Below are 25160 nucleotides of genomic sequence, written 5' to 3'. Positions count from 1 at the left end.
CCCTTGACGCTGCCCGCTCCGGGGGTTTAACTCACGTCCTAAATTAAGCCATGACGGGACCCCGGGAAGGGACACCACCAGCCATGCGCACCATCCGAGCCGCGGCCATAGGCGCCGTCACCCTGTCCCTCGCGCTCGCCGCCACGGCCTGCGGGGGAGGATCGTCGAACGGGGGCGGATCCGACAGCAACCCCAAGACGCTGACCTACTGGGCCTCGAACCAGGGCGCCAGCATCGCCATCGACAAGAAGGTCCTCCAGCCGGAGCTCGACAAGTTCGAGAAGCAGACCGGCATCAAGGTCAAGCTGGAGGTCGTCCCCTGGTCCGACCTGCTGAACCGCATCCTCACCGCCACCACCTCGGGTCAGGGCCCCGACGTGCTGAACATCGGCAACACCTGGTCCGCCTCGCTGCAGGCGACCGGCGCGCTGCTGCCCTGGGACGCCGACAACTTCGCCAAGATCGGCGGCAAGGACCGCTTCGTGGACTCCGCGCTCGGCTCCACCGGCGCGCAGGGCAAGGACCCGGCCGCCGTCCCGCTGTACTCGATGGCCTACGCCCTCTACTACAACAAGCAGATCTTCGCCGACGCGGGTATCACCAAGCCGCCGGCCACCTGGTCCGAACTGGTCGCCGACGGCAAGAAGATCCAGGCCAAGGGCAAGCAGGTGATCGGCGCCGAGGGCGCGAACGTGTCGGAGAACATCCACCACGTCTTCGTCTTCGCCAAGCAGCACGGCGCCGACTTCTTCACCCCCGAGGGCAAGCCCGACTTCACCTCCGACGCGGCGGTCGCGGGCGTCAAGCAGTACGTGGACCTGATGGCCAAGGACAAGGCCATCCCGCAGGGCAACGCCGAGTACGCGCAGAACCAGTCGGTCAGCGACTTCGCCAAGGGCAAGACGGCGATGCTGCTGTGGCAGTCCGCCGCCGCCAACCTCAAGTCGCAGGGCCTGAGCGAGTCCGCCTACGGTATCGCGCCCGTCCCCGTCCAGTCCGGCACCCCCGGCACCGGCACCCAGGTCAACTCCATGGTCGCCGGCATCAACCTCGCCGTGTTCAAGAACAGCGGCAACCTCGACGGCGCCACCAAGTTCGTGAAGTTCATGACCAGCGACGCCGAGCAGAAGATCCTCAACACCGCCTACAGCTCCATCCCGCCGGTCAAGGGCGCCCAGGCCGACCCCGCCTTCAACAACCAGGCCAACGCGGTGCTGAAGAACACCCTCGCGCAGAGCGCCGCGCCCCTTCCCCAGGTCGCCGACGAGTCGCAGTTCGAGACCGCGGTCGGCACGGCCGTGAAGGAGCTGTTCGCCGACGCCGCCGCCGGCCGCGCGGTGACCACGGAGTCGGTCAAGGCCAAGCTCCAGAAGGCCCAGCAGCAGATGCCGACGAAGTGAGCACGATGACCACCACCACCCCGGAGGCGGTCGAGCATCCCGTGCACAAGAGCTCCCCCGGTGCGGCGAGCGGCCAGAGCCGCCGCACCGGGCGGGTCCGCCGCATCGGACTGCCCTACCTGCTCCTGCTGCCCGCCCTGATCCTCGAACTCCTCGTCCACCTGGTGCCGATGGTCATCGGCATCGTGATGAGCTTCAAGGAACTCACGCAGTTCTACATCCGCGACTGGGGCACCGCGCCCTGGTCGGGCCTCGACAACTACCGCATGTCGGTGGACTTCGACGCCCCCGTCGGCGAGGCGCTGCTGCACTCCTTCTTCGTCACCGTGGGCTTCACCCTGCTCTCGGTCGGCCTGTGCTGGCTGATCGGCACGGCCGCCGCGATCTTCATGCAGGACACCTTCCGCGGCCGCGGCCTGCTGCGCGCGCTGTTCCTGGTGCCCTACGCGCTGCCGGTCTACGCGGCCGTCATCACCTGGGTGTTCATGTTCCAGCACGACAACGGCCTGGTGAACCACGTCCTGCACGACCAGCTCCACCTCACCGACAAGCCGTCCTTCTGGCTGATCGGCGACAACAGCTTCTGGGCGCTGCTGACCGTCTCGGTGTGGAAGGGCTGGCCGTTCGCCTTCCTCATCGTCATGGCCGGCCTGCAGAACATCCCCCGCGAGCTGTACGAGGCCGCGGCGCTGGACGGCGCCGGGGTGTGGCAGCAGATCCGCCGCATCACCCTGCCGTCGCTGCGCCCGGTCAACCAGGTGCTGGTGCTCGTGCTGTTCCTGTGGACGTTCAACGACTTCAACACGCCGTACGTGCTGTTCGGCAAGGCCGCCCCGGAGGCCGCGGACCTCATCTCGGTCCACATCTACCAGGCGTCCTTCGTCACCTGGAACTTCGGCACCGGCTCGGCGATGTCCGTGCTGCTCCTGCTGTTCCTGCTCCTCGTGACGGGCGTGTACCTCGCCGTCACCTCGCGCGGACGGAGGGCCGCCGATGTCTAGCCCGCCCGCGGTCAAGTCGCCGATGGCGTCGCCGCGTTCGTTCCTGTGGACGCGACGGATCTTCCTCACGCTGCTCACCGGCTTCGTCCTGGTGCCGGTGTACGTGATGATCTCCAGCTCGCTCAAGCCGCTCGCCGACGTGACGGGCCGGTTCCGCTGGCTGCCGAGCAGCCTGACCATCCGCCCGTACATCGACATCTGGTCGACGGTCCCGCTGGCGCGGTACTTCGTCAACTCGCTGATCGTGGCGGGCGCGGCGACCGTGTGCTCCGTCGTCATCGCCGTCTTCAGCGCCTACGCGGTGAGCCGCTACCAGTTCCGCGGCAAGCGGGTCTTCACGGTCACCGTGCTGTCGACCCAGATGTTCCCCGGCATCCTCTTCCTCCTCCCGCTGTTCCTCCTCTACGTCAACATCGGCAACGCCACCGGCATCGCGCTGTTCGGCTCGCGCGGCGGACTGATCCTCACGTACCTGACCTTCTCGCTGCCGTTCTCCATCTGGATGCTCATCGGGTACTTCGACTCGGTGCCGCGCGACCTGGACGAGGCGGCGCTGGTGGACGGCTGCGGCCCGCTCGGCGCGCTGTTCCGCATCGTCGTGCCGGCCGCGATCCCCGGCATCGTCGCCGTCGCCGTCTACGCCTTCATGACCGCCTGGGGCGAAGTGCTCTTCGCCTCCGTCATGACCAACGACACCACCCGCACCCTCGCGGTCGGCCTCCAGGGCTACTCCACGCTCAACGACGTGTACTGGAACCAGATCATGGCCGCCTCGCTCGTGGTGAGCGTGCCCGTGGTGGCCGGCTTCCTGCTGCTCCAGCGCTACCTCGTCGCCGGGCTGACGGCCGGAGCCGTGAAGTGACCGACTCTCCTCGCTGTGAAGGGACTCCCGTGACCATCGACCTCGACGCACTCCCGCCCGACTTCCTGTGGGGCACGGCCACGTCGGCGTACCAGATCGAGGGGGCCGTGGCCGAGGACGGCCGTGCGCCGTCGATCTGGGACACCTTCTCGCACACCCCGGGCAAGACCGCGGGCGGCGACCACGGCGACGTGGCCTGCGACCACTACCACCGCTGGCGCGAGGACATCGCGCTGATGCGCCGGCTGGGCGCCAACGCCTACCGGCTGTCGGTCGCCTGGCCGCGGGTGGTGCCCGGCGGCGACGGGCCGCCCAACCCCAAGGGCCTCGACTTCTACGACCAGTTGGTCGACGGGCTGCTCGCGGCGGGCATCACCCCCTCCGTCACCCTCTACCACTGGGACCTCCCGCAGACCCTGCAGGACCGCGGCGGCTGGCCCGAGCGGGACACCGCCGAGCACTTCGCCGCGTACGCGGCCGTCGTCGCCGAGCGGCTGGGCGACCGCGTGCGCCACTGGGCCACGCTCAACGAGCCCCTGTGCTCCGCCTGGATCGGCCACCTCGAGGGCCTGATGGCCCCCGGCCTGACCGACCTCACGGCGGCCGTGCGCGCCTCGTACCACCTGCTGCTGGGCCACGGCCTGGCCGCGCAGGCGCTGCGCGCGGCCGTCCCGGACGCCGAGGTCGGCATCGTCAACAACCTTTCCACCGTGCACGCCGCCTCGGACCGTCCCGAGGACATCGCCGCCGCGCGGCGCATGGACGGCCACACCAACCGCTGGTGGCTCGACCCGGTGCACGGCCGCGGCTTCCCGGCCGACATGCGCGAGTTGTACGGCGTGGACCTCCCCGAGCAGCCGGGCGACCTGGAGACGATCGCCGCGCCGCTGGACTGGCTGGGCCTGAACTACTACTTCCCGCAGACGGTCGCCGACGACCCCGACGGCCCGGCCCCGTACGTGCGTTCCGTGCGCCGCTCCGGGGTCCCGCGCACCGGCATGGACTGGGAGGTGGACGCGAGCGGCATCGAGACGCTGCTGATGCGCCTGACCGACGACTACGGCGCCCGCCGCCTGTACGTCACCGAGAACGGCTCGGCGTACCCGGACGTGGTCCGCCCCGACGGCACGATCGACGACCCCGAGCGCCAGGAGTACCTGGTCGGCCACCTGGCCGCGTGCGCCTCGGCCGCCCGCCGGGGTGCCCCGCTGGCCGGCTACTTCGCCTGGTCGCTGCTGGACAACTTCGAGTGGGCGTACGGCTACGAGAAGCGCTTCGGCCTGGTCCACGTCGACTACCGCACCCAGGCCCGCACGATCAAGGGCACGGGCCACCGGTACGCCGACATCATCCGCAGCCACCGGGACCGGGCGGCGAAGGCCGCGTGAGCCCCGGCCGGGCGGTGGACGACCGCCCGAGCCTGATCGGCCGGACGGTGGCAGCCGTCTGAGCCCTGGTCGGGGTGGGTGCCGGTACGGGAGCCGGCGCCCGCCCCGACCCCGGCGGGGGTCCGTCCCCAGGGGCCCCCGCACACCTCCCCCCTGCGCATCCCCCCTCGGCACGCCGCCTCGCGTGTCATGAACGCGTCATTTGCTGTCCCTCACCCCACCCAGAGGAGAGCCGCATGACCCCCCAGACCCCCGGCCGACCCCGCGCGCCACGCACCCCGCGCGTCCTCCTGACCGCCCTGGCCGCCCTCGCCCTGCTCGCCGCGGGCCCCGCCCTGACCACCCCGGCCGCGGCCGCGCCCACCGCCGCGGCGGCCACCTGGGACACCGACCGCGCGGCCGCCGCCTACGCCGCCGACCCCGCGGCCGTCACCGCCTCCGGCAGCGAGAACGCCGGCAGCGCGCCCGGCCTCGCCTTCGACGGCAACGGCTCCACCCGCTGGTCCAGCAACTTCGCCGACGACGCCTGGATCCGCCTCGACCTCGGCGCGACCATCCGCGTCGACCGGGTGGTCCTGGACTGGGAGGCCGCCTACGGCAAGCGCTACGTCCTGGAGGTGTCGAAGAACGGCACGGACTGGACGCCGTTCTACACGGAGACCGCGGGCACCGGCGGCACGGTGACCGCCCAGACCTACCCGCAGGAGGTGACGGGCCGCTACATCCGCCTGCGCGGCATCCAGCGCGCCACCCCCTACGGCTACTCACTGTGGTCCTTCCGGGTCTACGGCGGCGAACCCGCCCCGGCCTCCACGACCCGCACCAACCTCGCCCTGAACCACCCCGCCTACTCCAACTTCTACCAGCACGCGGGCGTCTCACCCGCGTTCGTCACCGACGGCGGCTGGCCGGCCAACCTCAAGGACGACGCGAGCCGCTGGTCGAGCGACTGGAACGCGGACCGCTGGGTCTCCGTGGACCTCGGGGCCACCTCGACGATCGACACGGTCGACCTGTACTGGGAGGCGGCCTACGCCGTCGACTACCAGCTCCAGGTCTCCGACGACAACCGCACCTGGCGCACGGTGTACCAGCCCTCCGCGTCCGAGGCCGCCGCCCGCCGCGCCGACGTGAAGTCACCGGGGGACGCGGTCGGCCGGCACGACACGGTGCGCCTGCCCTCACCCGCCACCGGCCGCTACGTCCGGATGCTCGGCAAGGAGCGCCGCTCGTTCTACAACCCGGCGCCCGCGACGGCCCAGTTCGGCTACTCGCTCTACGAGTTCCAGGTCTGGGGGACCGGCGGCAGCGCGGCGGCGGCCTACCCGGCCCTGCCCGGTGAACAGCAGGGCACGTACCAGACCACGTTCTTCGACGACTTCACCACAGGCTCGCTCGATCGCTCCAAGTGGCGCGTGGTGCGCACCGGCACGGAGATGGGCCCGGTCAACGGCGAGTCCCAGGCGTACGTCGACTCCCCGGACACCATCCGCACGGAGAACGGCAGCCTGATCCTGCGCGCCAAGTACTGCAAGGGCTGCACCCAGGCGGGCGGCGGCACCTACGACTTCACCTCCGGCCGCATCGACACCCACACCAAGTTCGACTTCACCTACGGCCGGGTGAGCGCCCGCATGAAGCTCCCGGTCGGGGACGGTTTCTGGCCCGCGTTCTGGCTCCTCGGCTCCAACGTCGACGACCCGTCGGTGTCCTGGCCCGCCTCCGGCGAGACCGACATCATGGAGAACATCGGCTACGCCGACTGGACCAGCAGCGCCCTGCACGGCCCCGGCTACTCGGCCGACGGCAACATCGGCGCCCGCCAGACCTACCCGAACGGCGGCCGCGCCGACCAGTGGCACACGTACGCGGTGGAGTGGACGCCGACGGCCCTGCGCTTCTACGTCGACGACCGCCTGGTGCAGGAGACCACCCGCACGGTGCTGGAGTCGACCCGCGGCCAGTGGGTCTACGACCACAACCAGTACGTCATCCTCAACCTCGCCCTGGGCGGCGCCTACCCGGCCGGCTGGAACAAGGTCACCACCCCGTACTGGGGCCTGCCCCAGTCCAGCGTGGACCGCATCGCGGGCGGCGGGGTGCAGGCGGAGGTGGACTGGGTGCGGGTGGAGCAGAAGCGGTAGCCGGTACCCGCGTGTGTCCGGCGCTCAGGGCACCTCGGGCCGGGTGAGCGCCCGCCCGTACGGCTCCCCCGTCCGCCGTGCGTACGCCAACCGCTCGCGCACCTCTCGCAGCGTGCGCGGGCGGTACCCGGGGCCGCCGCAGCAGTTCTTGTGGAAGCGGAAGCACCCGGGTGCACCCCGGAGCGGCACTGCCGGGAGCCGTGCGCGAAAATGTGTACGCACGAGGGGCGTCGGCCTGGCAACATGGGCCGCCGCACTGTGCGTTGCGCGCGGTGCGGCGCATGTCCTGGTCGAAGTGGTCCTGATCTAGGGGGAAACCGTGGCGGACTGGATCTACATCCTCAACCCGCACAGGGACGTCCTGGACCAGGAGCCGTGTGACAAGGAGAAGATCCTCGGGCTCGCGCAGGAGGATCCGGAGGCGGAGTTCTGGCTCAGCCGGCGCAACCGCATGGTGCCCGGCGACCGCGTCTGGTTCTTCTTCACCAGCCCCGACGCGGCCGTCGCCGCCGTGGGCGAGGTCGACGAGGAGCCCCGGGTGGACCCCGACGACCCCGACGTGTCCTACCTCGTCCCGGTGACGCTGCTCACCGAGGCGACGAAGGCGCTCTACCGCACCCCGGTCGGCCGCGACGAACTCGGCCTGGGCCAGGTCCGCTCGGTGCAGAAGGTGAAGCCGGCCGCCCTGCCCCTGCTGCTGGCCCGCGCCGGCCTCTGAGCGGCCGGACGGGCGCCGGCCGCCGGTCGCCACCGCCTCGGGCGCCGTACGCGGCGCGACCGGTCGAGCAGTGACGTTGCTGCGCTGACGAGGGGGCTCCGTCGGGCCGTCGCCGTCCGGTGCGCAAGGGGATGCGGACCGGACCTCGCTGCGGCCGGGCGAGGCGACACCCCGGAGCCGTCGCCCGGCCGCGCCCCGGCGTCGTCCAGCCGTCATCGCCCAACTGCGCCCGTACGGAAACCGGTTGTGGTGCGGCGGGCGCCGCTGTCAGGCTCCCGCCATGCCCACCTTCACCGCCCCCGACGGCACCCGGCTCACCTACCACCTCCTGGGAGACACGAAGGACACGGGAGACGCGGGGGAGGTGACGGACGCGCCCCCGCTCGTCTGCCTCCCCGGCGGACCCCTGCGGGCCTCCTCCTACCTCGGCGACCTCGGGGGACTGGCCGCACGGCGTCCGCTCGTCCGGCTCGACCTGCGGGGGACGGGGGAGTCGGAGCGGCCCCGGGACGCGTCGTCGTACCGGTGCGACCGGCTCGTGGACGATGTCGAGGCGCTGCGCCGGGCCCTCGGCGTCGAACGGCTCGACCTGCTGGGGCACTCCGCCGGGGCCAACCTCGCCGTGCGCTACGTCGAGCGGCACCCCGAGCGGGTCGCGCGGCTCGTGCTGGTCACGCCCAGCGTCATGGCCGTCGGCGTGGACATCGCACCGGAGGACCGGCTCGCCGCAGCCCGGCTGCGGAAGGCGGAACCCTGGTTCGACGTCGCCTACGGCGCGCTGGAGGGCATCACCCAGGGGCGGGCGACCCCTGAGGCGTGGGAGGTCGTCGGACCGTTCTGGTACGGGCGTTGGGACGCCGCCGCGCAGGCTCTGCAGGCCGCCGACGCCGTGGAGAAGAACCACGACGCGATCCCCGTCTTCGCCGGCGAGGGCGCCTTCGCGCCGGAGGCGACCCGCGCCGCGCTCGCGCGCTGCACGGCGCCCGTCCTGGTCCTGGCCGGTGAGACCGACGTCGCCGCGCCGCCCGGTGCCATGGCCGAGGTCGCCGCCCTGTTCCCCGCGGCCGAGCTGGTCGTACAGGCCGGGGCGTCCCACCACCCGTGGCTGGACGATCCAGCGGCGTTCACCGCGGCGGTCGAGCGCTTCCTCGGCTGAGGCGGCCGACGGCGGCCGGCCCTCAGCGCCCGGCCGGCACCAGTTCCTGCAGCCGTGCCACCGGCACCCGCCGCGCCACCCGCGAGGTGCGCCACAGCCACAGCACGTCCCGGCCGAACGACCACAGCAGGGAGCCCAGGGCGAGCAGGACGACCCCGAAGTCCGCGCCGTACGGCAGCAGTCGGGAGCCGGCCAGCAGCAGGCAGATGCCCTGGAGCGCGGCGACCGTCTTGCGGGCCACGGACGGCGGCAGCGGCGCGTCGAGCCAGGGCGCGAGCCACGCCGCGGCGACGAACGCGTACCGCATCCCGCCGATCAGCAGCACCCACGGGCCCACCTGCGTGGAGACGTACACGCTGAGCACCAGGATGAGGAACGCGTCCACCTCCATGTCGAAGCGGGCGCCCAGCGCGGTCGAGGTGCCGGTGCGGCGCGCGACCTTGCCGTCCACGCCGTCGAGGACCAGGGCCACCGCGGTGAGGACCACCAGCAGCGCCACCGGGGGCCGGCCCGTGAAGGAGTCCGCGACCAGCGCCGTCACCCCGCCGACCAGGGTGGCCCGCCCGAGGGTGACCCGGTTGGCGGGGCCGAAGGAGCGCAGCCGGGCGCGGTGCAGCGCCCGCGAGAGCACCGCCCAGCCGGTGACCGCGAAGGCCAGCCCGGCCAGCCAGCCCGCTGTTCCCAGGCCGGTCGCCGAGCCGAGCAGGGCCAGCAACAGGATCTGCACGCCCGCTCCCACAGCGGTCTCCTGCTGGACCAGCCTCGCGTCGTACGTGTTGTTCAGGGCCACCGCACACCCTCCGGCCGTGTGACAAGTCGATCAGCGCCGCGTACTGTGCGCGGCCTGTGCACACCTCGGTACGTGGAGACGTCGCCGATCGTTCACGAGATCGTTCAGGAGGACGGGGATGAAGCGCAGCGCACGCGCGTTCTGGGTCGCCGGGCCGGACCAGGGCGAAATCCGCGAGACGCGGATCACCGCACCGGGTGAGGGCGAGGTGCTGGTGCGCGCCCTGTACTCGGGGGTCAGCCGCGGCACCGAGACCCTCGTCTTCCGCGGCGGGGTGCCCGACAACCAGCGCTCCGTGATGCGGGCGCCCTTCCAGGAGGGCGACTTCCCGGGCCCGGTGAAGTACGGCTACCTCAGCGTCGGCGTCGTCGAGGACGGGCCCGCCGCCCTCGTCGGGCGCACGGTGTTCTGCCTGTACCCGCACCAGACGCGCTACGTCGTCCCCGCCGACGCCGTCACCGTCGTCCCCGACGCCGTGCCCGCCGCACGGGCCGTCCTGGCCGGCACCGTCGAGACCGCCGTCAACGCGCTGTGGGACGCGGCCCCCCTGGTCGGCGACCGGATCGCGGTGGTCGGCGGCGGCATGGTCGGCTGCTCGGTGGCCGCGCTGCTCGCCCGCTTCCCCGGTGTGCGCACGCAGTTGGTGGACGCCGACCCGTCCCGCGCGAAGACCGCCGAGGCCCTCGGGGTGGACTTCGCCCTGCCCCAGGACGCGCGCGGCGAGTGCGACCTCGTCGTGCACGCCAGCGCCACCGAGCAGGGCCTGGCCCGCTCGCTGGAGCTCCTTGCCGCCGAGGGAACCGTCGTCGAACTGAGCTGGTACGGCGACCGCAGGGTGAGCCTGCCGCTCGGCGAGGCGTTCCACTCGCGGCGCCTGACCGTGCGCAGCAGCCAGGTCGGCACCGTCTCCCCGGCCCGCGCCCGCCGCAGCTACGCCGACCGGCTCGCCCTCGCCCTGGACCTGCTCGCCGACCCGGCGCTGGACGCCCTCGTCACCGGCGAGTCCGCCTTCGAGGAACTGCCCGCGGTCCTGCCGAAGCTGGCCTCGGGGGAGATCCCCGCGCTCTGCCACCGCGTGCGCTACCCGTCCGACGACTGACCCCGGGGGACGCCGGACCGCCTGACCTGAGAAAAGAGTGCGGAGCGGCTGAACACGGGGAAGCGATGAGCCGTACTACACGGCATCCGCCGGCAGCGATGGCCGGCGGACCAGACGCGCCGCACCTGGAGGGTCGTCCGTTGTTCAGTGTCACCGTCCGCGATCACATCATGATCGCCCACAGCTTCCGCGGCGAGGTCTTCGGACCCGCGCAGCGCCTGCACGGAGCGACGTTCCTCGTGGACGCCACCTTCCGCCGGGAACAGCTGGACGCCGACAACATCGTCGTCGACATCGGCCTGGCCACCCAGGAACTCGGCGCGGTCGTCAGCGAGCTCAACTACCGCAACCTGGACAACGAACCGGACTTCGCCGGGATCAACACGTCCACCGAGTTCCTGGCCAAGGTCGTCGCGGACCGGCTCGCCGAACGCATCCACCAGGGCGCGCTGGGCGAGGGAGCGCGGGGCATCGCGGGCCTGAGCGTCACGCTCCACGAGTCGCACGTCGCGTGGGCGAGTTACGAGCGTGCCCTGTGACCGGGACGACCCTGCACACGCCGGAGCGGCTGGACTACGTCCCCGCGCAGCCGGCCGCCGCCCCGACGAACGGCGGGATCATCCCCATGTCCCTGCACACCGTGCACTTCGTGATGCCGGGCGGCGTCGCCGACCCGTCCCGGCCGAGCGGCGGCAACGCCTACGACCGGCGCGTCAGCCTGGACCTGCCGGGCTTCGGCTGGCAGGTGCGCGGCCACCTCGTGGACGGCGAGTGGCCCCGTCCGGGCGCGGACGCGCGCGCCGCGCTCGCCCGCACGCTCGCCGATCTGCCCGACGGCACGGTCGTCCTGCTCGACGGGCTGGTCGCCTGCGGCGTCCCGGAGGTCGTCGTCCCCGAGGCCGGACGGCTGCGGCTCGCGGTCCTCGTCCACCTGCCCCTCGGTGACGAGACGGGCCTCGCGCCGGAGGTCGCCGCCGACCTCGACGCCCGCGAGCGGACCGTCCTGCGCGCCGTCCCCGCGGTCGTCGGCACGAGCGACTGGGCGGTGCGCCGCCTGGTCTCCCACCACGGCCTGGCCCCCGACCGCGTCCACGTCGCCGCCCCCGGCGCCGACATCGCGCCCCTCGCCTCCGGCACCGACGGCGTCTCCCGCCTGCTGTGCGTGGCCGCCGTGACCCCGCGCAAGGGGCAGCACCGGCTGGTCGAGGCGCTGGCCGCGGTGCGCGACCTGCCGTGGAGCTGCGTGTGCGTCGGCGGCCTCGACCAGGACCCGGAGTACGTCGCCCACCTGCGGCGGCTGATCGACCGGCACGGCCTCGCCGACCGGCTGCACCTCGCGGGCCCGCGGTCCGGCGCCGACCTCGACGCCAGCTACGCGTCCGCCGACCTGATGGTCCTCACCTCCTACGCCGAGACGTACGGCATGGCGGTCACCGAGGCCCTGGCGCGCGGCATCCCCGTGCTCGCCACCGATGTCGGCGGGCTGCCCGAGGCGGTCGGCCGGGCCCCCGACGGGGGTGTGCCCGGCATCCTGGTGCCGCCGGAGGACCCGGCCGCGCTGGCGGCGGAACTGCGCGGCTGGTTCGGCGAACCCGACGTACGGCGCCGGCTCAAGGCCGCCGCCCGCGGCCGCCGCTCGGCCCTGAACGGCTGGGCGTCCACCGCCCGCAGCCTGGCCGGCGTCCTCGGCCGGCTCCCCGGCGGACCCCGGAGGGCCGCATGAGGAGGACGACGGCGACCCCGGCGGACCTGGCACGACGCGCGGGAGGCGGGCGCATACCGGCGCAGCCCGGGCCGCGGGACGCCGAGACCCCGACGGAGGTGGACGCGGTGACACAGGGCGGACAGACCGGGCCGGGGCCCTCGGCGGCGCCGGGCCGACCCGCGGACCAGGGTTCCGTGATCCCGGGCGCCGGACCGGTCGCGGGGCCCGAACGGCCCACCGTACGGCTGCGCGAGGGCGACCCCGAGGAGCCGCCTCGCTACGCGCCGGAGTGGCTCCGACTGCGCGAGGGCGCCGACGCCTGCGCGCGGGCCCTCGGCCTGCTGGACCCGCTGCGCCCGCGCCTCGCCGACCTGCCGGGCCGCGCCGGCGGGACCGTCGTGCACGACCTGGGCTGCGGCACCGGCTCGATGGGCCGCTGGCTCGCCCCGCGCCTGGCCGGCGCCCAGCACTGGGTGCTGCACGACCGCGACCCCTACCTCCTGCACTTCGCCGCCGTGGCCTCCCCGCGCGCCGCCGCCGACGGCAGCCCGGTCACCGTGGAGACCCGGCGCGGCGACGTCGCCCGGCTGACCCCGGACGCCCTGGCCGGCGCGTCCCTGGTGACCGCCTCGGCCCTGCTGGACGTCCTCACCCGCGCCGAGGTCGAGACCCTCGCCGACGCCTGCGCGGGCGCCGGCTGCCCGGCCCTGCTCACCCTCTCCGTCGCCGGCCGCGTCGAACTGACCCCCGCAGACACGCTGGACGAGGAGATCGCCGCGGCGTTCGACGCGCACCAGCGGCGGGACGGGCTGCTCGGTCCCGACGCGGTCACCGTGGCCGCCGAGGCGTTCGCCGACCGGGGCGCCACGGTGAAGATCCAGCCGAGCCCCTGGCGGCTCGGCCCCGACGAGGCGGCCCTGACGGCGCAGTGGCTGCGCGGCTGGGTCGGCGCCGCCGTCGAGCAGCGCCCCGAACTCGCCGGCCGCGCCGAGCGGTACCTCGCCGCCCGCCTGGCCGCGTGCGCCGCGGGCGACCTCCACGTCACGGTCCACCACAGCGACCTCCTCGCCCTGCCCCGCCCGACGGGCGGCCACCGATGACCACGGCCACCCGGAGCACGACGCTGCCGGGAGCGGCTTCACGGACGCACGCGGCGGGCCCGCCGGGCGCGACTGTCGCGGCGCGCCCGACGGTCCTGCCCCTCCTGCGCCGCCACCTCGGCACCGTCACCGGCGTCGTCATCATGACGGTGCTGCTGTGGCGCATGGGCACCGGCGTCTTCCTGGACGGGCTGCAGCGCGTCGACGCCGCGGCCCTGCTCCTCGGGCTCGGGATCGGGGCCGTGACGACCGTGTTCAGCGCCTGGCGCTGGGCGCTGGTGGCACGCGGGCTGCGGATCCGGCTGCCGCTCGGCGCGGCCGTCGCCGACTACTACCGGGCGCTGTTCCTCAACGCGGCCCTGCCCGGCGGCATCCTCGGCGACGTCCACCGGGCCGTGCGGCACGGGCAGAGCGAGGGCGACGTGGGCCGCGGGGTCCGTGCCGTCGTCCTGGAGCGCGCCGCGGGCCAGACCGCGCTGGCCGTCGTGGGCGCCGCGGTGCTGCTGACCGTGCCCTCGCCGGTCAGGGCGGACGTCCGGCACGTCGTCCCGCTCGCCGCCCTGGCCGGCGCCGGCGCCCTCGCCGTGCTGCTCGCCCTGCGCATGAACCGCGCCGCGTCGGCGCCCACCGGGGGCCGGCGGGTGCGGGCGGTACTCGCCGAGGCGCGCCAGGGGCTGCTGTCCCGCCGCAACGGGCCGGGCGTCGCCCTGTCGTCCCTGGTCGTCCTGGCCGGGCACGTCGCCGTGTTCGTCGTCGCGGCCCGGGTCGCCGGATCGGGCGCCGCGGTGCTGTCGCTGCTGCCGCCGGCCGTGCTCGCGCTGCTCGCGATGGGCGTCCCGCTGAACGTCGGCGGCTTCGGGCCCCGCGAGGGCGTCACCGCCTGGGCGTTCGGCGCGGCCGGACTCGGCGCGGGCACCGGGCTGTCGACGGCCGTGGTGTACGGCGTGCTGAGCTTCGTGGCCGCGCTGCCGGGCGCCGTCGTCCTGGCCGCCCGCTGGTACGCGGGCCTGCGGACCCGGACCGCCGCGACGACGGAACCCCGCCGCGACGCGGCCCCCGCGCCCGCACCGGGACCGGTCGCCGACTGCGCCCCCGAGGCCCGCTACCCGCGCTCGCCCCCCGCGGGACCCGCCCCCTCGGTCAGCAGCGAGAAGTACGCGCCGAAGGAGTCCGCCAGGCTCGCCAGGATGTCCTTCCCCTTGTCCGCGGACCCCAGGGAGGGACGGCCGATGACGCCCGAATCGGTATAGGCGGACATGCCCGTGGTGAGCAGGTGGCGGCGGTCGTCCGCGACGAAGTCCGCGGACGCGTACCCCGGCCGCACCACGTCCGGGTGGGCGTGCAGCAGGATCGACGTCTCGATCTCCCCGGCGTGCATGTCGGTGAGCAGGGACGTCACCACCCCGGCCCGCTCCCGCGCCGTCTCCCAGTCCTCCGGGGCCGGGAACAGCGCCATCCGCTCGCCGCGGGCGGAAGCCTCCTGGACGACGTTGCCGAGCACGTAGTTCCCGCCGTGCCCGTTGACCACCACCAGGGCCTCGACGCCCGAGCGGCGCAACGACGCCGCGATGTCCCGTACCACCGCGTGAAGGGTCACGGAGGAGATGCTGACGGTCCCCGGCCAGGCCGCGTGCTCGTGCGAGCAGGCGATGGTCACGGGCGGAAGGAGGTGCACCGGGTACGCCGCGGCGATCTCCCCGGCGACGGCACAGGCGACGAGGGTGTCGGTGGCGAGCGGCAGGTACGGGCCGTGCTGCTCGAAGCTGCCGACCGGCAGGACCGCGACCCGCGGCGCCGCGCCCGCCCCGATCGCCCGGACGTCCTCGGTGGTGTCCGCCGGCAGCGGACCGTACGCCACCGGCCGTATCCGCGAACCACTCATCTTCTCCCGGCCCTCCGTCTGACGCTTAGGAACCAGATCATGACAGAAAAAATCGGCGTACTCGGCACCAAGGCACCCCAGCACACCGGCGCGGAACGGGTGGTCAGCGCCCCGCTGCCGACCGTGTACGGGAAGTTCCAGGCGGTCGGTTACCTGGACCACGACCGCGGCGACGAACAAGTCGCCCTGGTGTACGGGGACATCGGCGGCGAGGGCGTGCTCACCCGGCTGCACTCCGAGTGCCTCACCGGTGACGCCTTCGGTTCCCAGCACTGCGAGTGCGGTGACCAACTCGCCGCCGCGCTGCGGGCGGTCGTCGCCGAGGGCAGCGGCGTCGTCGTCTACCTGCGCGGCCACGAGGGCCGGGGGATAGGACTGCTCGCCAAGCTGCGCGCGATGGCCCTGCAGGCGGAGGGCCTGGACACGGTCGAGGCGAACCTGGCGCTGGGCCTGCCGGTGGACGCCCGCGACTACGGCGTGGCCGCGGAGATCCTGCGGGACCTGGGAGTGCGCTCGGTGCGGCTGATGTCGAACAACCCCCGCAAGCGCGAGGCGCTCACCGACAACGGCATCCAGGTGACGGAGACGGTGCCGCTGCTGATCCCGCCGTGCGAGAACAACATCACCTACCTGCGCACCAAGCGGGAGCGCATGGACCACCACCTGCCCCACCTGGACGCGGTGGCCCACTGGTTCTGACCCTCCCCGCCCGGCCGCGCCGCCGGGCGGCACCCCTGCCGCCTGCTCCAGCCTCGTCGAAGCGGTGCTGGAGCAGGCTCGCGCCGTCGGGGGCGGGTCGGCTCAGCCGACGACCGCCTCGTGGACCAGGCGCTTGAGGTCCTGGTAGAGCGGGTGGGAGGAGCGCGGGCGGACCTGGGTCATGAACTGGACCGTGAGGTCGCGGCCCGGGTCGACCCAGAAGGTCGTGGTCGCCACCCCGCTCCAGCCGTACGTGCCGAGCCCGGACGGGGCGCGGGTGCGGGACGGGTCGATCACCACGGAGACCCCCAGGCCGAAGCCCACGCCGTCGTTGCCGGGCTCGTCGTGGGCCGGGCGGCTGCCGAAGGACCTGAGGTCGGCGCCGCCGGGGAGGTGGTTGCGGGTCATCAGGCCGACCGTGTCCGGCGACAGCAGCCGCACCCCGTCCACCTCACCGCGCCGCCGCAGGAGCTCCATGAAGCGGTGCACGTCGTGGGCGCTCGCCACCAGGCCGCCGCTGCCGGACAGGAAGCGCGGCCGGCCGCCGCGCAGGGGCAGCCCCGCGATCGGTGTGATGCCGCCGTCCTCGGTCTCGCCGTACAGCTCCGACAGCCGGTCCGCCCGCGCGTCGTCGACCCAGAACCCGGCGTCGGCCATGCCGAGCGGGCGCAGCACCCGCTCGGCGATCACCTCGTCCAGCGGCTGCCCCGCCACCACCTCCAGGAGCCGGCCGAGGACGTTGGTGGCGACCGAGTAGTTCCACTGGGTGCCCGGCTCGAACTGCAGCGGCAGCGAGGCGTACACGTCGACCGTGCCGGCCAGGTCCTCGCCCGGCGCGACGGAGGAGTCCAGGCCGGCCTCCCGGTACAGCGCGTCCACCGGGTGGCAGTGGTAGAAGGCGAAGGTCAGCCCCGCGGTGTGGGTGAGCAGGTGGCGGACCAGGAGGGGGCCCTCCGCCGGGCGGGTCACCAGGTCGGGGCCCGAGCCGCCGGCGTACACGCGCGGCTCGGCGAAGGCGGGCAGGTGGTCGGCGACCGGGTCGTCGAGCGAGAGCCGGCCCTCCTCGACCAGGGTCAGCGCGGCGACGGTGGTGACGGGCTTGGTCATCGAGTAGATCCGCCACAGCGTGTCCGGCTCCACCGGCAGCCCGGCGGCGACGTCACGGTGTCCGTGCGTGGTGAGGTGGGCGACGCGGCCACCCCGCGCGACGGCCACGAGGAAGCCGGGCAGCCGGCCCTCGTCGACCTCCTGGACGAGGTGCCGGTCCAGACGGTCCAGCGCCTTCTCGTCCAGCCCGGCCTCGCTCGGGTCCACCTCTTGCCGCAGACGTGCCATCGTTCTCCTCCGGTCCCGTTCCTCGAGGTGCGAACCGTCGTACCCCGCACGGACGTCCCTCAGACGTCATCGTGGCGCAGTGATCGCCGCGGCGGAATCGTTTCGGCCGGGGGCGTGGCGCGGGGCCGGCCGACCGGGTCGGCGACGGCGGGTCCGCTCGGTCCGGGCAGGGCGCGGGCCAGGGGCAGGGCGGCCGCCGCGCCGAGGGCCAGCACCGCGAGGGGGGTGCGGGCGTCGCCGAGGTCCATCAGCACGGTCGCCGCGGCCACGCCCAGTACCGGGCCCGTGTTCATCGCCGTCTGCTGGAGCCCGCCCGCCACTCCGGCCGACGTGACCGGGGACTGCCGTACGACCACGTGCGTGGCCGTCACCATCACGGTGCCGAACCCGGCGCCGACCAGCGCGAACCCGGCGGCGAACGCGGCGGGCCCGGGAGCGCGGGCCAGCACCAGCACCCCCAGCGCGAGCACGCCGACGCCGGTCGCCGTCGTACGCCGCGCCCCCGCCCGGCGCAGCAGCACGGCGCTCGCCGGGGCGGCCGCGATCAGCAGCGCCGGCAGCGGCAGGCTGACCAGCGCGCAGCGAAGCGGGGTGAGGCCCAGGTCGCGCTGGAGGGCGTAGACGCAGGCGAACAGGGCGCCGTTCAGGGCGGCCGACACGGCGACCAGGACACCGAGCGCGGCCCGCACGGCCGGAACGCCGACCACGTCGGCGGGTATCAGCGGGCGCGGCGTCCGGCGCTCGTGCCGGACGAACGCCGCCCCCGCGAGGACGGCGGCCGCCGCGACCGGCCCGCCCGGCACCCACCGGCCGGCGCCCGGCAGGGTCACCAGGGCGTGCGCCGCACCGGCCAGACAAGCCGCCAGCAGCAGCGCACCGGGCAGGTCCAGCGCGACGCCCGGCCGGACGCGGCGCGGCGCACGGGCGAGCGCGAGCCCGCCGAACAGCAGGGCCGGGACGACGTTGACGAGGAACACCGCCCGCCAGCCGAACCCGGTGGCCAGGGCCCCGCCCACCACCGGACCGGCCGCGGCGGCCACGCCGATGGCGGCCGTGCGCGCGGCGAGCGGACCGCGCAGCCGGTCCGCCGGGAACGCGGCCCGCAGCATCCCCAGCGTCGCCGGCTGCAGCAGCGCGCCGAACACCCCCTGGACGACCCGCAGGGCGATCACCCAGCCGATGCCGGGCGCGACCGCGACACCCGCCGACGCGGCGCCGAAGCCGAGCATCCCGACGGCGAACGTGAGCCGGTGCCCGTACCGGTCGCCGAGCCGCCCGGCGAACACCAGCAGGGCCGCCACGGCGACGAGATAGCCGGTGCTGGTCCACTGGACGCCGGCGAAGGACGCGTGCAGGTCGCGTTGCAGGGTGGGCTGGGCCACGGTGAGGACGGTGCCGTCGAGGGCGACGACCACGGCCCCCGCGATGCTCGCCGCCAGGGTGACGGCCGGCCTCACGCCGGGGCCTCCGGGCCTAGGTGGGCGTCCAGCAGGGCCCCGAGCAGCCCGGAGACGTCGTCGGCGCCGGTGGCGAGCGACAGGCTGCCCCAGCGCCAGAGCTGGGCGAGGCCGTGCAGGTTGGCCCACAGGGCGGCGGCGACCGTGCGCGCGTCGGCGCCCGGGCGGACCGCGCCCACCAGGTCCACGAGCACGCCGAACAGGGGCAGGCTGGTCTCCCGCAGCCCCAGCCGGCCGCTCTCCAGCAGGTCGTGACGGAACATCAGCTCGTACATGCCGGGCCGGGCGAGCGCGAAGTCGAGGTAGACGCGGGCCAGTTCGGCGACGCGGATGCGCGGCGGCGCCGCGTCGGGCACCTCCTGGACGCGGGCCGCGAGGTCGGCGAACCCGCGGCGCGCGACGGCCGACAGCAGGTCCAGGTGGGTGGGGAAGTGGCGGCGCGGCGCCCCGTGCGAGACACCGGCGCGCCGGGCGATCTCCCGCAGGGACAGCGCCCCGAGGCCCTCGCGGTCCACCAGTTCCACCCCGGCGTCGACGAGTCGCGCGCGGAGTCCCTGCTCCGGATCGGTCATGTAGACAGTGTCTACCAGAAGTGCGTAGACACTGTCTACGCTCAGTTCGCGGTCCGGCGGGAAGGGCGGCAGGAATGCGCGCCGCGGCGGTGCGGGTTCTCCCCGTATGACTCAGGACACGACGCACCACGCACTGCTCGCACTGCTCTCCGACGGGCGCAACGGCGTACTGGTCACCCTCAAGCGCGACGGGCGGCCCCAGTTGTCGAACGTGAGCCACCACTACTACCCGCAGGAGGGCGTCCTGCGGATCTCCGTGACCGACGACCGGGCCAAGACCCGCAACCTGCGGCGGGACCCCCGCGCCTCGTACCACGTCTCCGCGCCCGACCACCGCGCCTACACGGTCGTCGAGGGCACCGCGGAGCTCTCACCCGTGGCCGCGGACCCCTACGACGACACGGTGGAGGAGCTGATCCGGCTGTACCGGGACGTTCTCGGCGAGCACCCGGACTGGGAGGACTACCGTGCCGCGATGGTCCGCGACCGCCGCCTGGTGGTCCGGCTGCGCGTCGAGCGGGCGTACGGCATCCCGCGGGGCGCGAACCAGGGCTGACCCGGGCGCCCGGTCAGGGGCGGCCCCCGGCGGTGCGGGCCTCCAGGGCGTGCAGGACGGCCACCATGTCCGCGTCGCCGTGGCCCAGCTTCACCGTCTCCTCGAACAGCGCGTGACAGGTGTCGAGCAGGGGGGAGGCGAGGCGGGCGGCGCGGGCGGACTCGGCGATCAGGCGGTTGTTCTTCAGGACGTCCAGGGCGGCCGCCTGCACCGTGAAGTCCCCGTGCAGCAGCTTGGGCGCCTTCATCCGGGAGACCGCGCTGGCCATCGGGCCCGCGTCCAGGACGTCCAGGAACAGCCCCCGGTCCAGGCCCTGCCGGTCCGCGAAGTGGAACGCCTCGGTGAGGCCGGTGACCTGGGTGATCAGGAACAGGTTCACCGCGAGCTTCATCAGCAGCGCGCCGGGGACCGGCCCGCACGTGAACGTCTCCCGGCACAGCGGGGCGAGCAGCGGCCGTACGGTCGCGACCGCGTCCTCGTCGCCGGCCAGCATCGCCACCAGCTGCCCCTGCTGCGCGGGCACCCGGGAGCCGGAGACGGGGGCCTCGACGTACCTCCCCCCGGCCGCGCGGACGTCGGCGGCCAGCGCGCGGGAGTACTCGGGCGAGGTGGTGCCCATGTGGACGACGGTCCGCCCCCGCACCCGACCGGCGAACCCCGCGGTGTCACGGGCCAGTACGGCGTCCACGGCGGCCTCGTCGGCCAGCATCAGGAACACCACCTCGGTGCGCGCGAACACCTCGGCGGCGTCGGCGGCCACCTCGGCGCCGGCCGCGCGCAGGGGCTCGGCGCGGGCGGGGGTCCGGTTCCAGACCAGCAGGGGGGTGCCGGCGTGGGCGAACCGCAGGGCCATGGGCGCGCCCATCACACCGAGACCGAGGAAACCGACGTGCACGGCGGGTCCGCCTTCCGCTCCGGGCGCCCCGGACGCTTCGTCCCCGGGCCGCTATGACCGCGGTCATAGTAGCGCGCTCTATGACGCCGGTCATAGGGTGGGCGCGAGCACGAGGAGGTCGTATGCCCGGATCGTCGTCGGAGCGCGGACCGCGCGAGCGCATGGTCTTCAGCGCCGCCCAGCTCATCCGCCGCGACGGGGTCGCCGCGACCGGCATGCGGGAGGTCGCCGAGCACGCCGGCGCCCCCCGTGGCTCGCTCCAGCACTACTTTCCCGGCGGCAAGCGGCAGTTGGTGGGGGAGGCGGTGGACTGGGCCGGGCGGTACGCCGGCAACCGCGTCGCCCGCTTCCTGGCCGAGCTGTCCCGGACCGGGACGCCGACCCCCTCGGGGCTGTTCGCGGCGATGGTCCGGCAGTGGACCGAGGAGTACGAGGCCGGCGGGTACGGCACGGGCTGCCCGGTGGCCGCCGCGACCACGGAGTGCGCGGCCACGGACGCGGACACCCGCCGCGCCGCTGCCACGGCGTTCGCCACCTGGACCGCCCCGGTCGCCGCGGCCCTGACCGACATGGGCGTCCCCGCCACCCGGGCGGCCTCCCTGGCCACGCTCATGATCAGCGCCCTGGAGGGCGCGATCCTCATCGCCCGCGCGGAGCAGGACAGCCGGGCCCTGACGACGGTCGTGGCGGAGCTGGCGCCCCTGCTGGACGGCGCGGCGGCACCGGGCTGAGCCGGCCGCGGGCGTTCACGGCCGGCTGACGGCGCGGGTCACGCCCGCGACGACCGCCGTGGCGAGGATCCAGCCGGTGAGGACGAGGACGTACGACAGCCACTGGTACCCGCCGGCCGGGGCGAAGGCGCCCTCCTGGCCGAAGGAGATCACCGGCAGCAGCAGGTCCAGGGTGAAGAAGACCGGGTTGAACGGCGGTGCCTCACCCGCCTTCAGGGGCGGCGGGTGGTGCAAGGCGAACGCGACCGAGCCGACCGCGAGCAGCGACAGCAGCCAGCCCAGGGCCCGCAGCGGCCGGAAGCCGTAGCCGACGGTCGCGTCCTGGACGTGCCCCCACAGCCGCCCGTACCAGGGCAGGGTGGAGCGGTGCCGGCGCTGCTTGGCCAGTTGCACGAGCCGCGCGGCGCGGTCGTCGCCGATCCGGCGGTACGCGGCGGTCAGCTCCTCGTACGCCTGCGGGATGTACCCGTCGCGGTCCCGGGCCAGCAGGGGCAGCCGGCGTCCGGCGGGCTCGTGCGGCGCGAGGGAGGTGTAGGAGAGGTCCGCGACCATCACCTCGGCGGGCACCGACTCCGGCTCCAGCAGCAGCGTCCCGATCCGCGCCCGGCGCAGGTTCAGGGTGCCCTCCATCGGCGGTGCCTTGCGCAGCCACAGCTCGCCGAGCGTCGCACTGCCGGCCCGCAGCCCCGGCCCGCCGGGGTTCACCAGACGGCAGGACGACAGGTCGAGACGGCCCGCGATCCGGGCACCGCGCAGCCCCAGCCAGCCGCGCACCTCGGCGGACCGCAGCAGCCACTGCCCCTCGACCGTGAGGCTTTCGGCGTCCACCGCGGCCTCCCCGGTACCGGTCAGCCGGGCGTCGGTCAGGTTGACGGACCCGGCGACCGTGGCCCCGCTCAGCCGGACCCACCCGTGGGTGCGCAGGCCCGGAGCCCACACGTCGGCGCCGATCACCGCCTGGTTGAGCTGGAGCACCGGCTCCTCGGCGTCGGGCGCGAGGACCTGGGCGCTCTCCAGGTAGAGGCTGCCGCCGACGTGCGCCCCGCCGAGCCGTACGACCCCGGTGCAGCGGGCCCGGGTCAGGCGCAGCACGCCGTCGATGTGGACGGCGTGGGCGACGAGGCCCGGCACCGCCGACTCGCTCAGGTTGAGTTCGCGCAGCCGGGCCGCGTAGCAGCGCAGCGGCTCGGCGAAGTGGCAGTGCCGCAGCCGCACGGGGTGGTCGACCGTCGCGTACTGCAGGTCGAGCCGGCCGGTGACGCGGGCGCCCGCGAGATCCAGCGCCGGGATCTCACCGCTCGGGGGCGGGGCGTCCAGCAACAGGGCGCGCAGCACCTCGCCGCGCACCGTGCGCTCCTCGCCCCACAGCGGGCCGTCGCGGGCGGGGTCGTCGTCCGCGGACTCCCGCAGGTCCACCGGCGTGCCCGTGGCGAACGCGGCACGGACACGCCGTTCGGCCGGGGTCAGCTCGTCGATCTCCATCAGCGGTCATCCGACCCGGCCGGACCGCGGCTGTCAACGCCCCTGCGGTGCGCGGGCGTTCCACTCGGCGATCACGGGCCGGCCGTGTTCCGTCGACAGCCGGCTCAGCGTGCCCGTGGCGAGCTGGAACAACCGGCCCTCGGCGGGCGGCAGTCCGAGCCGACGGGCCGTCAGGACCCGCAGGAAGTGGCCGTGGGCGACGAGGACGACGTCACCGTCGTCGCGCGCCAGGGCGGCGTCCACCCGGGCCAGCACGCGGTCCGCGCGCCGGCCGACCTCGTCCGGCGACTCGCCGGGGTGTCCCTCGGGCCCGGGCGGCGCGCCGTGCGTCCACAGGTCCCAGTCGGGCCGGGTGCGGTGGATGTCCACGGTGGTGACGCCCTCGTAGGCACCGTAGTCCCACTCGTGCAGGTCCGGTTCGGGTACGGCCCCCGGGACGCCCGCGAGTTCGGCGGTGCGCACCGCCCGGCCCAGCGGGCTGGTGAGGGCCAGGGAGTACGGCCGTCCGGAGAGCAGCGGGGCGAGGGACTTGGCCTGTTCCTCGCCCCGCTCCGTCAAGGGCAGGTCGGTCCAGCTGGTGTGCTGTCCCGACCTGCTCCGTTCGGTCTCCCCGTGGGGGCACCTCCCACGCCCTTCGGGCAGTGGGGGAGGACCAGGATGAGGTCCCCCACGGCGGTCCTACTCCTTCGCCGACTCGACGGCGTGGCCGCCGAACTGGTTGCGCAGCGCGGCGACCATCTTCATCTGCGGCGAGTCCTCCTGCCGGGAGGCGAACCGCGCGAACAGCGACGCGGTGATCGCCGGCAGCGGCACGGCGTTGTCGATGGCGGCCTCCACCGTCCAGCGGCCCTCGCCGGAGTCCTCGGCGTAGCCGCGCAGCCGGTCGAGGTGCTCGTCGTCGTCGAGGGCGCTGACCGCGAGGTCAAGCAGCCAGGAGCGGATGACGGTGCCTTCCTGCCAGGAGCGGAAGACCTCGCGGACGTTCTCCACGGAGCCGATCTTCTCCAGCAGCTCCCAGCCCTCGGCGTACGCCTGCATCATCGCGTACTCGATGCCGTTGTGGACCATCTTGGAGAAGTGGCCCGCGCCGACCTTGCCCGCGTGGACGTAGCCGTAGGGGCCCTCCGGCTTGAGCGCGTCGAAGATCGGCTGGAGCCGGTCGACGTGCTCCTTGTCGCCGCCCACCATCAGGGCGTAGCCGTTCTTCAGGCCCCACACCCCGCCGGAGACGCCCGCGTCGACGAAGCCGATGCCCCGGGCGCCGAGCTCCGCCGCGTGCTTCTCGTCGTCCGTCCAGCGGGAGTTGCCGCCGTCGACGACCGTGTCGCCGCTCTGCAGCAGGCCGCCGAGCTCGTCGATGACCGACTGGGTGGCGGCGCCGGCCGGCACCATCACCCAGACGGTGCGCGGCGCTTCGAGCTTGTCGACGAGTTCGGCGAGGCTCGCCACGTCGGAGACGTCGGGGTTGCGGTCGTATCCGATGACGGTGTGGCCCGCGCGGCGGATCCGCTCGCGCATGTTGCCGCCCATCTTGCCGAGACCGATCAGTCCGAGCTGCATGTCCGTGATCACTTCCTGAGTTCGCGGTAGGCGGCCACGAGGGCGGCGGTGGAGGCGTCCAGGCCGGGGACGTCGGCGCCCTCGGTGAGGGCGGGTTCGACGCGCTTGGCGAGGACCTTGCCCAGTTCCACGCCCCACTGGTCGAAGGAGTCGATGTTCCAGATCGCGCCCTGGACGAACACCTTGTGCTCGTACAGCGCGATGAGCTGGCCGAGCACCGACGGGGTCAGCGCGGTGGCCAGGATCGTCGTGGTCGGGTGGTTGCCCTTGAAGGTGCGGTGGGCGACCTGCTCCTCGGCCACGCCCTCCGCGCGGACCTCGTCGGCGGTCTTGCCGAACGCGAGGGCCTGGCCCTGTGCGAACAGGTTGGCCATCAGCAGGTCGTGCTGCGCCTTCAGGGTGTCGTCCAGCTCGTCGACCGGGCGGGCGAAGCCGATCAGGTCGGCCGGGATGAGCTTGGTGCCCTGGTGGATGAGCTGGTAGTAGGCGTGCTGTCCGTTGGTGCCGGGGGTGCCCCAGACGACCGGTCCGGTCTGCCATTCGACCGGGCGGCCCTCGCGGTCCACCGACTTGCCGTTGGACTCCATGTCCAACTGCTGCAGATAGGCGGTGAACTTGGACAGGTAGT

General features: G+C 74.1%; 24 protein-coding genes and 2 pseudogenes. 15 read left to right on the top strand and 11 right to left on the bottom strand.

Annotated elements, in window-relative coordinates:
- Positions 1–83: 83 nt before the first annotated feature.
- From E4U92_RS04605 to E4U92_RS04585, 5 genes are all read left to right on the top strand, one after another.
- Positions 84–1400 carry an ABC transporter substrate-binding protein gene (locus tag E4U92_RS04605; protein WP_137298957.1) on the top strand — a complete coding sequence of 439 codons (1317 nt, stop codon included), beginning with the start codon at positions 84–86 and terminating at the stop codon, positions 1398–1400.
- A 5-nt stretch (positions 1401–1405) separates the two neighbouring features.
- Entirely contained in the window at positions 1406–2401 is a 996-nt protein-coding gene (locus E4U92_RS04600; protein WP_137298956.1) for a carbohydrate ABC transporter permease, read from the top strand.
- Positions 2394–3263 (top strand): carbohydrate ABC transporter permease, encoded by an 870-nt coding sequence (locus E4U92_RS04595; protein WP_137298955.1) that lies wholly within the window; start codon positions 2394–2396, stop codon positions 3261–3263. The genes E4U92_RS04600 and E4U92_RS04595 overlap by 8 nt, the downstream gene beginning before the upstream one ends.
- A gap of 29 nt (positions 3264–3292) precedes the next feature.
- Positions 3293–4651: a GH1 family beta-glucosidase gene (locus E4U92_RS04590; RefSeq protein ID WP_137298954.1), complete on the top strand. Its 1359-nt coding sequence runs from the start codon at positions 3293–3295 to the stop codon at positions 4649–4651.
- Positions 4652–4887: 236 nt separating this feature from the next.
- Positions 4888–6795 (top strand): discoidin domain-containing protein, encoded by a 1908-nt coding sequence (locus E4U92_RS04585; protein ID WP_137298953.1) that lies wholly within the window; start codon positions 4888–4890, stop codon positions 6793–6795.
- A 24-nt stretch (positions 6796–6819) separates the two neighbouring features.
- On the opposite strand, the pseudogene E4U92_RS36510 reads toward E4U92_RS04585, so the two are convergent.
- Positions 6820–6954: pseudogene (locus E4U92_RS36510) on the bottom strand (deoxyxylulose-5-phosphate synthase); the annotation flags it as partial.
- A gap of 160 nt (positions 6955–7114) precedes the next feature.
- Here E4U92_RS36510 and E4U92_RS04575 point away from each other — a divergent pair.
- Together E4U92_RS04575 and E4U92_RS04570 are read left to right on the top strand one after the other, a co-directional pair.
- Positions 7115–7513, top strand: a complete 399-nt coding sequence (locus E4U92_RS04575; protein WP_137298952.1) for a hypothetical protein — start codon at positions 7115–7117, stop codon at positions 7511–7513.
- A 280-nt stretch (positions 7514–7793) separates the two neighbouring features.
- Positions 7794–8669 (top strand): alpha/beta fold hydrolase, encoded by an 876-nt coding sequence (locus tag E4U92_RS04570; RefSeq protein WP_137298951.1) that lies wholly within the window; start codon positions 7794–7796, stop codon positions 8667–8669.
- Between the two features lie 22 nt (positions 8670–8691).
- Here the strand turns inward: E4U92_RS04570 and E4U92_RS04565 are convergent, their stop codons facing one another.
- A complete protein-coding gene (locus tag E4U92_RS04565; RefSeq protein WP_137298950.1) occupies positions 8692–9459 on the bottom strand; it encodes a CDP-alcohol phosphatidyltransferase family protein in 768 nt (255 codons plus the stop codon).
- A gap of 118 nt (positions 9460–9577) precedes the next feature.
- Here E4U92_RS04565 and E4U92_RS04560 point away from each other — a divergent pair, with 118 nt between their 5' ends.
- From E4U92_RS04560 to E4U92_RS36505, 5 genes and pseudogenes are all read left to right on the top strand, one after another.
- Positions 9578–10558, top strand: a complete 981-nt coding sequence (locus tag E4U92_RS04560; RefSeq protein ID WP_137298949.1) for a zinc-dependent alcohol dehydrogenase — start codon at positions 9578–9580, stop codon at positions 10556–10558.
- 140 nt (positions 10559–10698) lie between these two features.
- The gene (locus E4U92_RS04555; RefSeq protein WP_137298948.1) at positions 10699–11097 is read left to right on the top strand and encodes a 6-pyruvoyl trahydropterin synthase family protein; all 399 of its coding nucleotides are present in this window, start codon (positions 10699–10701) and stop codon (positions 11095–11097) included.
- Positions 11094–12281, top strand: a complete 1188-nt coding sequence (locus E4U92_RS04550) for a glycosyltransferase family 4 protein (RefSeq protein ID WP_229861993.1) — start codon at positions 11094–11096, stop codon at positions 12279–12281. Before E4U92_RS04555 ends, E4U92_RS04550 begins: the two co-directional genes overlap by 4 nt.
- Positions 12278–13363, top strand: coding sequence for a methyltransferase domain-containing protein (locus tag E4U92_RS04545; protein ID WP_174863704.1), 1086 nt, complete (start codon positions 12278–12280; stop codon positions 13361–13363). The genes E4U92_RS04550 and E4U92_RS04545 overlap by 4 nt, the downstream gene beginning before the upstream one ends.
- A pseudogene (locus E4U92_RS36505) lies at positions 13360–14274 on the top strand (lysylphosphatidylglycerol synthase transmembrane domain-containing protein); the annotation flags it as partial. The gene E4U92_RS04545 and the pseudogene E4U92_RS36505, both read left to right, overlap by 4 nt.
- Before the next feature lie 191 nt (positions 14275–14465).
- Here E4U92_RS36505 and E4U92_RS04535 read toward each other — a convergent pair.
- Complete coding sequence (locus E4U92_RS04535; RefSeq protein ID WP_137298947.1) at positions 14466–15245, bottom strand: creatininase family protein; 780 nt, start codon at positions 15243–15245, stop codon at positions 14466–14468.
- Between the two features lie 39 nt (positions 15246–15284).
- Between E4U92_RS04535 and ribA the strand changes: the two genes are divergently transcribed.
- Positions 15285–15944, top strand: a complete 660-nt coding sequence (ribA, locus tag E4U92_RS04530; RefSeq protein WP_137298946.1) for a GTP cyclohydrolase II — start codon at positions 15285–15287, stop codon at positions 15942–15944.
- 102 nt (positions 15945–16046) lie between these two features.
- Here the strand turns inward: ribA and E4U92_RS04525 are convergent, their stop codons facing one another.
- The 3 genes from E4U92_RS04525 to E4U92_RS04515 are packed head-to-tail and all read right to left on the bottom strand — an operon-like array spanning position 16047 to position 19308.
- The gene (locus E4U92_RS04525) at positions 16047–17279 is read right to left on the bottom strand and encodes a serine hydrolase domain-containing protein (protein ID WP_137298945.1); all 1233 of its coding nucleotides are present in this window, start codon (positions 17277–17279) and stop codon (positions 16047–16049) included.
- Between the two features lie 59 nt (positions 17280–17338).
- Positions 17339–18736 carry an MFS transporter gene (locus E4U92_RS04520; protein WP_137298944.1) on the bottom strand — a complete coding sequence of 466 codons (1398 nt, stop codon included), beginning with the start codon at positions 18734–18736 and terminating at the stop codon, positions 17339–17341.
- Positions 18733–19308, bottom strand: coding sequence for a TetR/AcrR family transcriptional regulator (locus tag E4U92_RS04515; RefSeq protein WP_137298943.1), 576 nt, complete (start codon positions 19306–19308; stop codon positions 18733–18735). The genes E4U92_RS04520 and E4U92_RS04515 overlap by 4 nt, the downstream gene beginning before the upstream one ends.
- A gap of 106 nt (positions 19309–19414) precedes the next feature.
- Between E4U92_RS04515 and E4U92_RS04510 the strand changes: the two genes are divergently transcribed.
- Complete coding sequence (locus tag E4U92_RS04510) at positions 19415–19864, top strand: PPOX class F420-dependent oxidoreductase (RefSeq protein ID WP_137298942.1); 450 nt, start codon at positions 19415–19417, stop codon at positions 19862–19864.
- A gap of 13 nt (positions 19865–19877) precedes the next feature.
- Here E4U92_RS04510 and E4U92_RS04505 read toward each other — a convergent pair whose 3' ends face one another.
- Positions 19878–20759, bottom strand: coding sequence for an NAD(P)-dependent oxidoreductase (locus E4U92_RS04505; RefSeq protein WP_137298941.1), 882 nt, complete (start codon positions 20757–20759; stop codon positions 19878–19880).
- A 122-nt stretch (positions 20760–20881) separates the two neighbouring features.
- On the opposite strand from E4U92_RS04505, the gene E4U92_RS04500 reads away from it, so the two are divergent.
- Positions 20882–21490, top strand: coding sequence for a TetR/AcrR family transcriptional regulator (locus E4U92_RS04500; protein WP_137298940.1), 609 nt, complete (start codon positions 20882–20884; stop codon positions 21488–21490).
- A gap of 15 nt (positions 21491–21505) precedes the next feature.
- Here E4U92_RS04500 and E4U92_RS04495 read toward each other — a convergent pair whose 3' ends face one another.
- The 4 genes from E4U92_RS04495 to E4U92_RS04480 form a co-directional block, all read right to left on the bottom strand.
- A complete protein-coding gene (locus E4U92_RS04495) occupies positions 21506–22972 on the bottom strand; it encodes a membrane-associated oxidoreductase (protein ID WP_137298939.1) in 1467 nt (488 codons plus the stop codon).
- A 33-nt stretch (positions 22973–23005) separates the two neighbouring features.
- Entirely contained in the window at positions 23006–23614 is a 609-nt protein-coding gene (locus tag E4U92_RS04490; protein WP_137298938.1) for a histidine phosphatase family protein, read from the bottom strand.
- Positions 23615–23650: 36 nt separating this feature from the next.
- Complete coding sequence (gene gnd, locus E4U92_RS04485; RefSeq protein WP_229861999.1) at positions 23651–24532, bottom strand: phosphogluconate dehydrogenase (NAD(+)-dependent, decarboxylating); 882 nt, start codon at positions 24530–24532, stop codon at positions 23651–23653.
- Positions 24533–24540: 8 nt separating this feature from the next.
- The coding region (locus E4U92_RS04480) for a glucose-6-phosphate isomerase (RefSeq protein WP_479681746.1) at positions 24541–25160 on the bottom strand (620 nt) is incomplete at its 5' end.

Origin of the sequence: Streptomyces galbus (assembly GCF_005280195.1) — a bacterium.
Taxonomy (GTDB): domain Bacteria; phylum Actinomycetota; class Actinomycetes; order Streptomycetales; family Streptomycetaceae; genus Streptomyces; species Streptomyces galbus.
The sequence above is the reverse complement of the archived record's forward strand: the minus strand, read 5'-3'. Positions and strand labels throughout refer to the sequence as shown.

Bases quoted from the DNA above. Each gene is read 5' to 3' on its own strand.
- E4U92_RS04570 (WP_137298951.1), top strand. From the start codon at position 7,794: ATGCCCACCTTCACCGCCCCCGACGGCACCCGGCTCACCTACCACCTC.
- E4U92_RS04515 (WP_137298943.1), bottom strand. From the start codon at position 19,308: ATGACCGATCCGGAGCAGGGACTCCGCGCGCGACTCGTCGACGCCGGG.
- E4U92_RS04525 (WP_137298945.1), bottom strand. From the start codon at position 17,279: ATGGCACGTCTGCGGCAAGAGGTGGACCCGAGCGAGGCCGGGCTGGAC.
- E4U92_RS04585 (WP_137298953.1), top strand. From the start codon at position 4,888: ATGACCCCCCAGACCCCCGGCCGACCCCGCGCGCCACGCACCCCGCGC.
- E4U92_RS04560 (WP_137298949.1), top strand. From the start codon at position 9,578: ATGAAGCGCAGCGCACGCGCGTTCTGGGTCGCCGGGCCGGACCAGGGC.
- E4U92_RS04495 (WP_137298939.1), bottom strand. From the start codon at position 22,972: ATGGAGATCGACGAGCTGACCCCGGCCGAACGGCGTGTCCGTGCCGCG.
- gnd (WP_229861999.1), bottom strand. From the start codon at position 24,532: ATGCAGCTCGGACTGATCGGTCTCGGCAAGATGGGCGGCAACATGCGC.
- E4U92_RS04510 (WP_137298942.1), top strand. From the start codon at position 19,415: ATGACTCAGGACACGACGCACCACGCACTGCTCGCACTGCTCTCCGAC.
- E4U92_RS04545 (WP_174863704.1), top strand. From the start codon at position 12,278: ATGAGGAGGACGACGGCGACCCCGGCGGACCTGGCACGACGCGCGGGA.
- ribA (WP_137298946.1), top strand. From the start codon at position 15,285: ATGACAGAAAAAATCGGCGTACTCGGCACCAAGGCACCCCAGCACACC.
- E4U92_RS04600 (WP_137298956.1), top strand. From the start codon at position 1,406: ATGACCACCACCACCCCGGAGGCGGTCGAGCATCCCGTGCACAAGAGC.
- E4U92_RS04535 (WP_137298947.1), bottom strand. From the start codon at position 15,245: ATGAGTGGTTCGCGGATACGGCCGGTGGCGTACGGTCCGCTGCCGGCG.
- E4U92_RS04500 (WP_137298940.1), top strand. From the start codon at position 20,882: ATGCCCGGATCGTCGTCGGAGCGCGGACCGCGCGAGCGCATGGTCTTC.
- E4U92_RS04605 (WP_137298957.1), top strand. From the start codon at position 84: ATGCGCACCATCCGAGCCGCGGCCATAGGCGCCGTCACCCTGTCCCTC.
- E4U92_RS04595 (WP_137298955.1), top strand. From the start codon at position 2,394: ATGTCTAGCCCGCCCGCGGTCAAGTCGCCGATGGCGTCGCCGCGTTCG.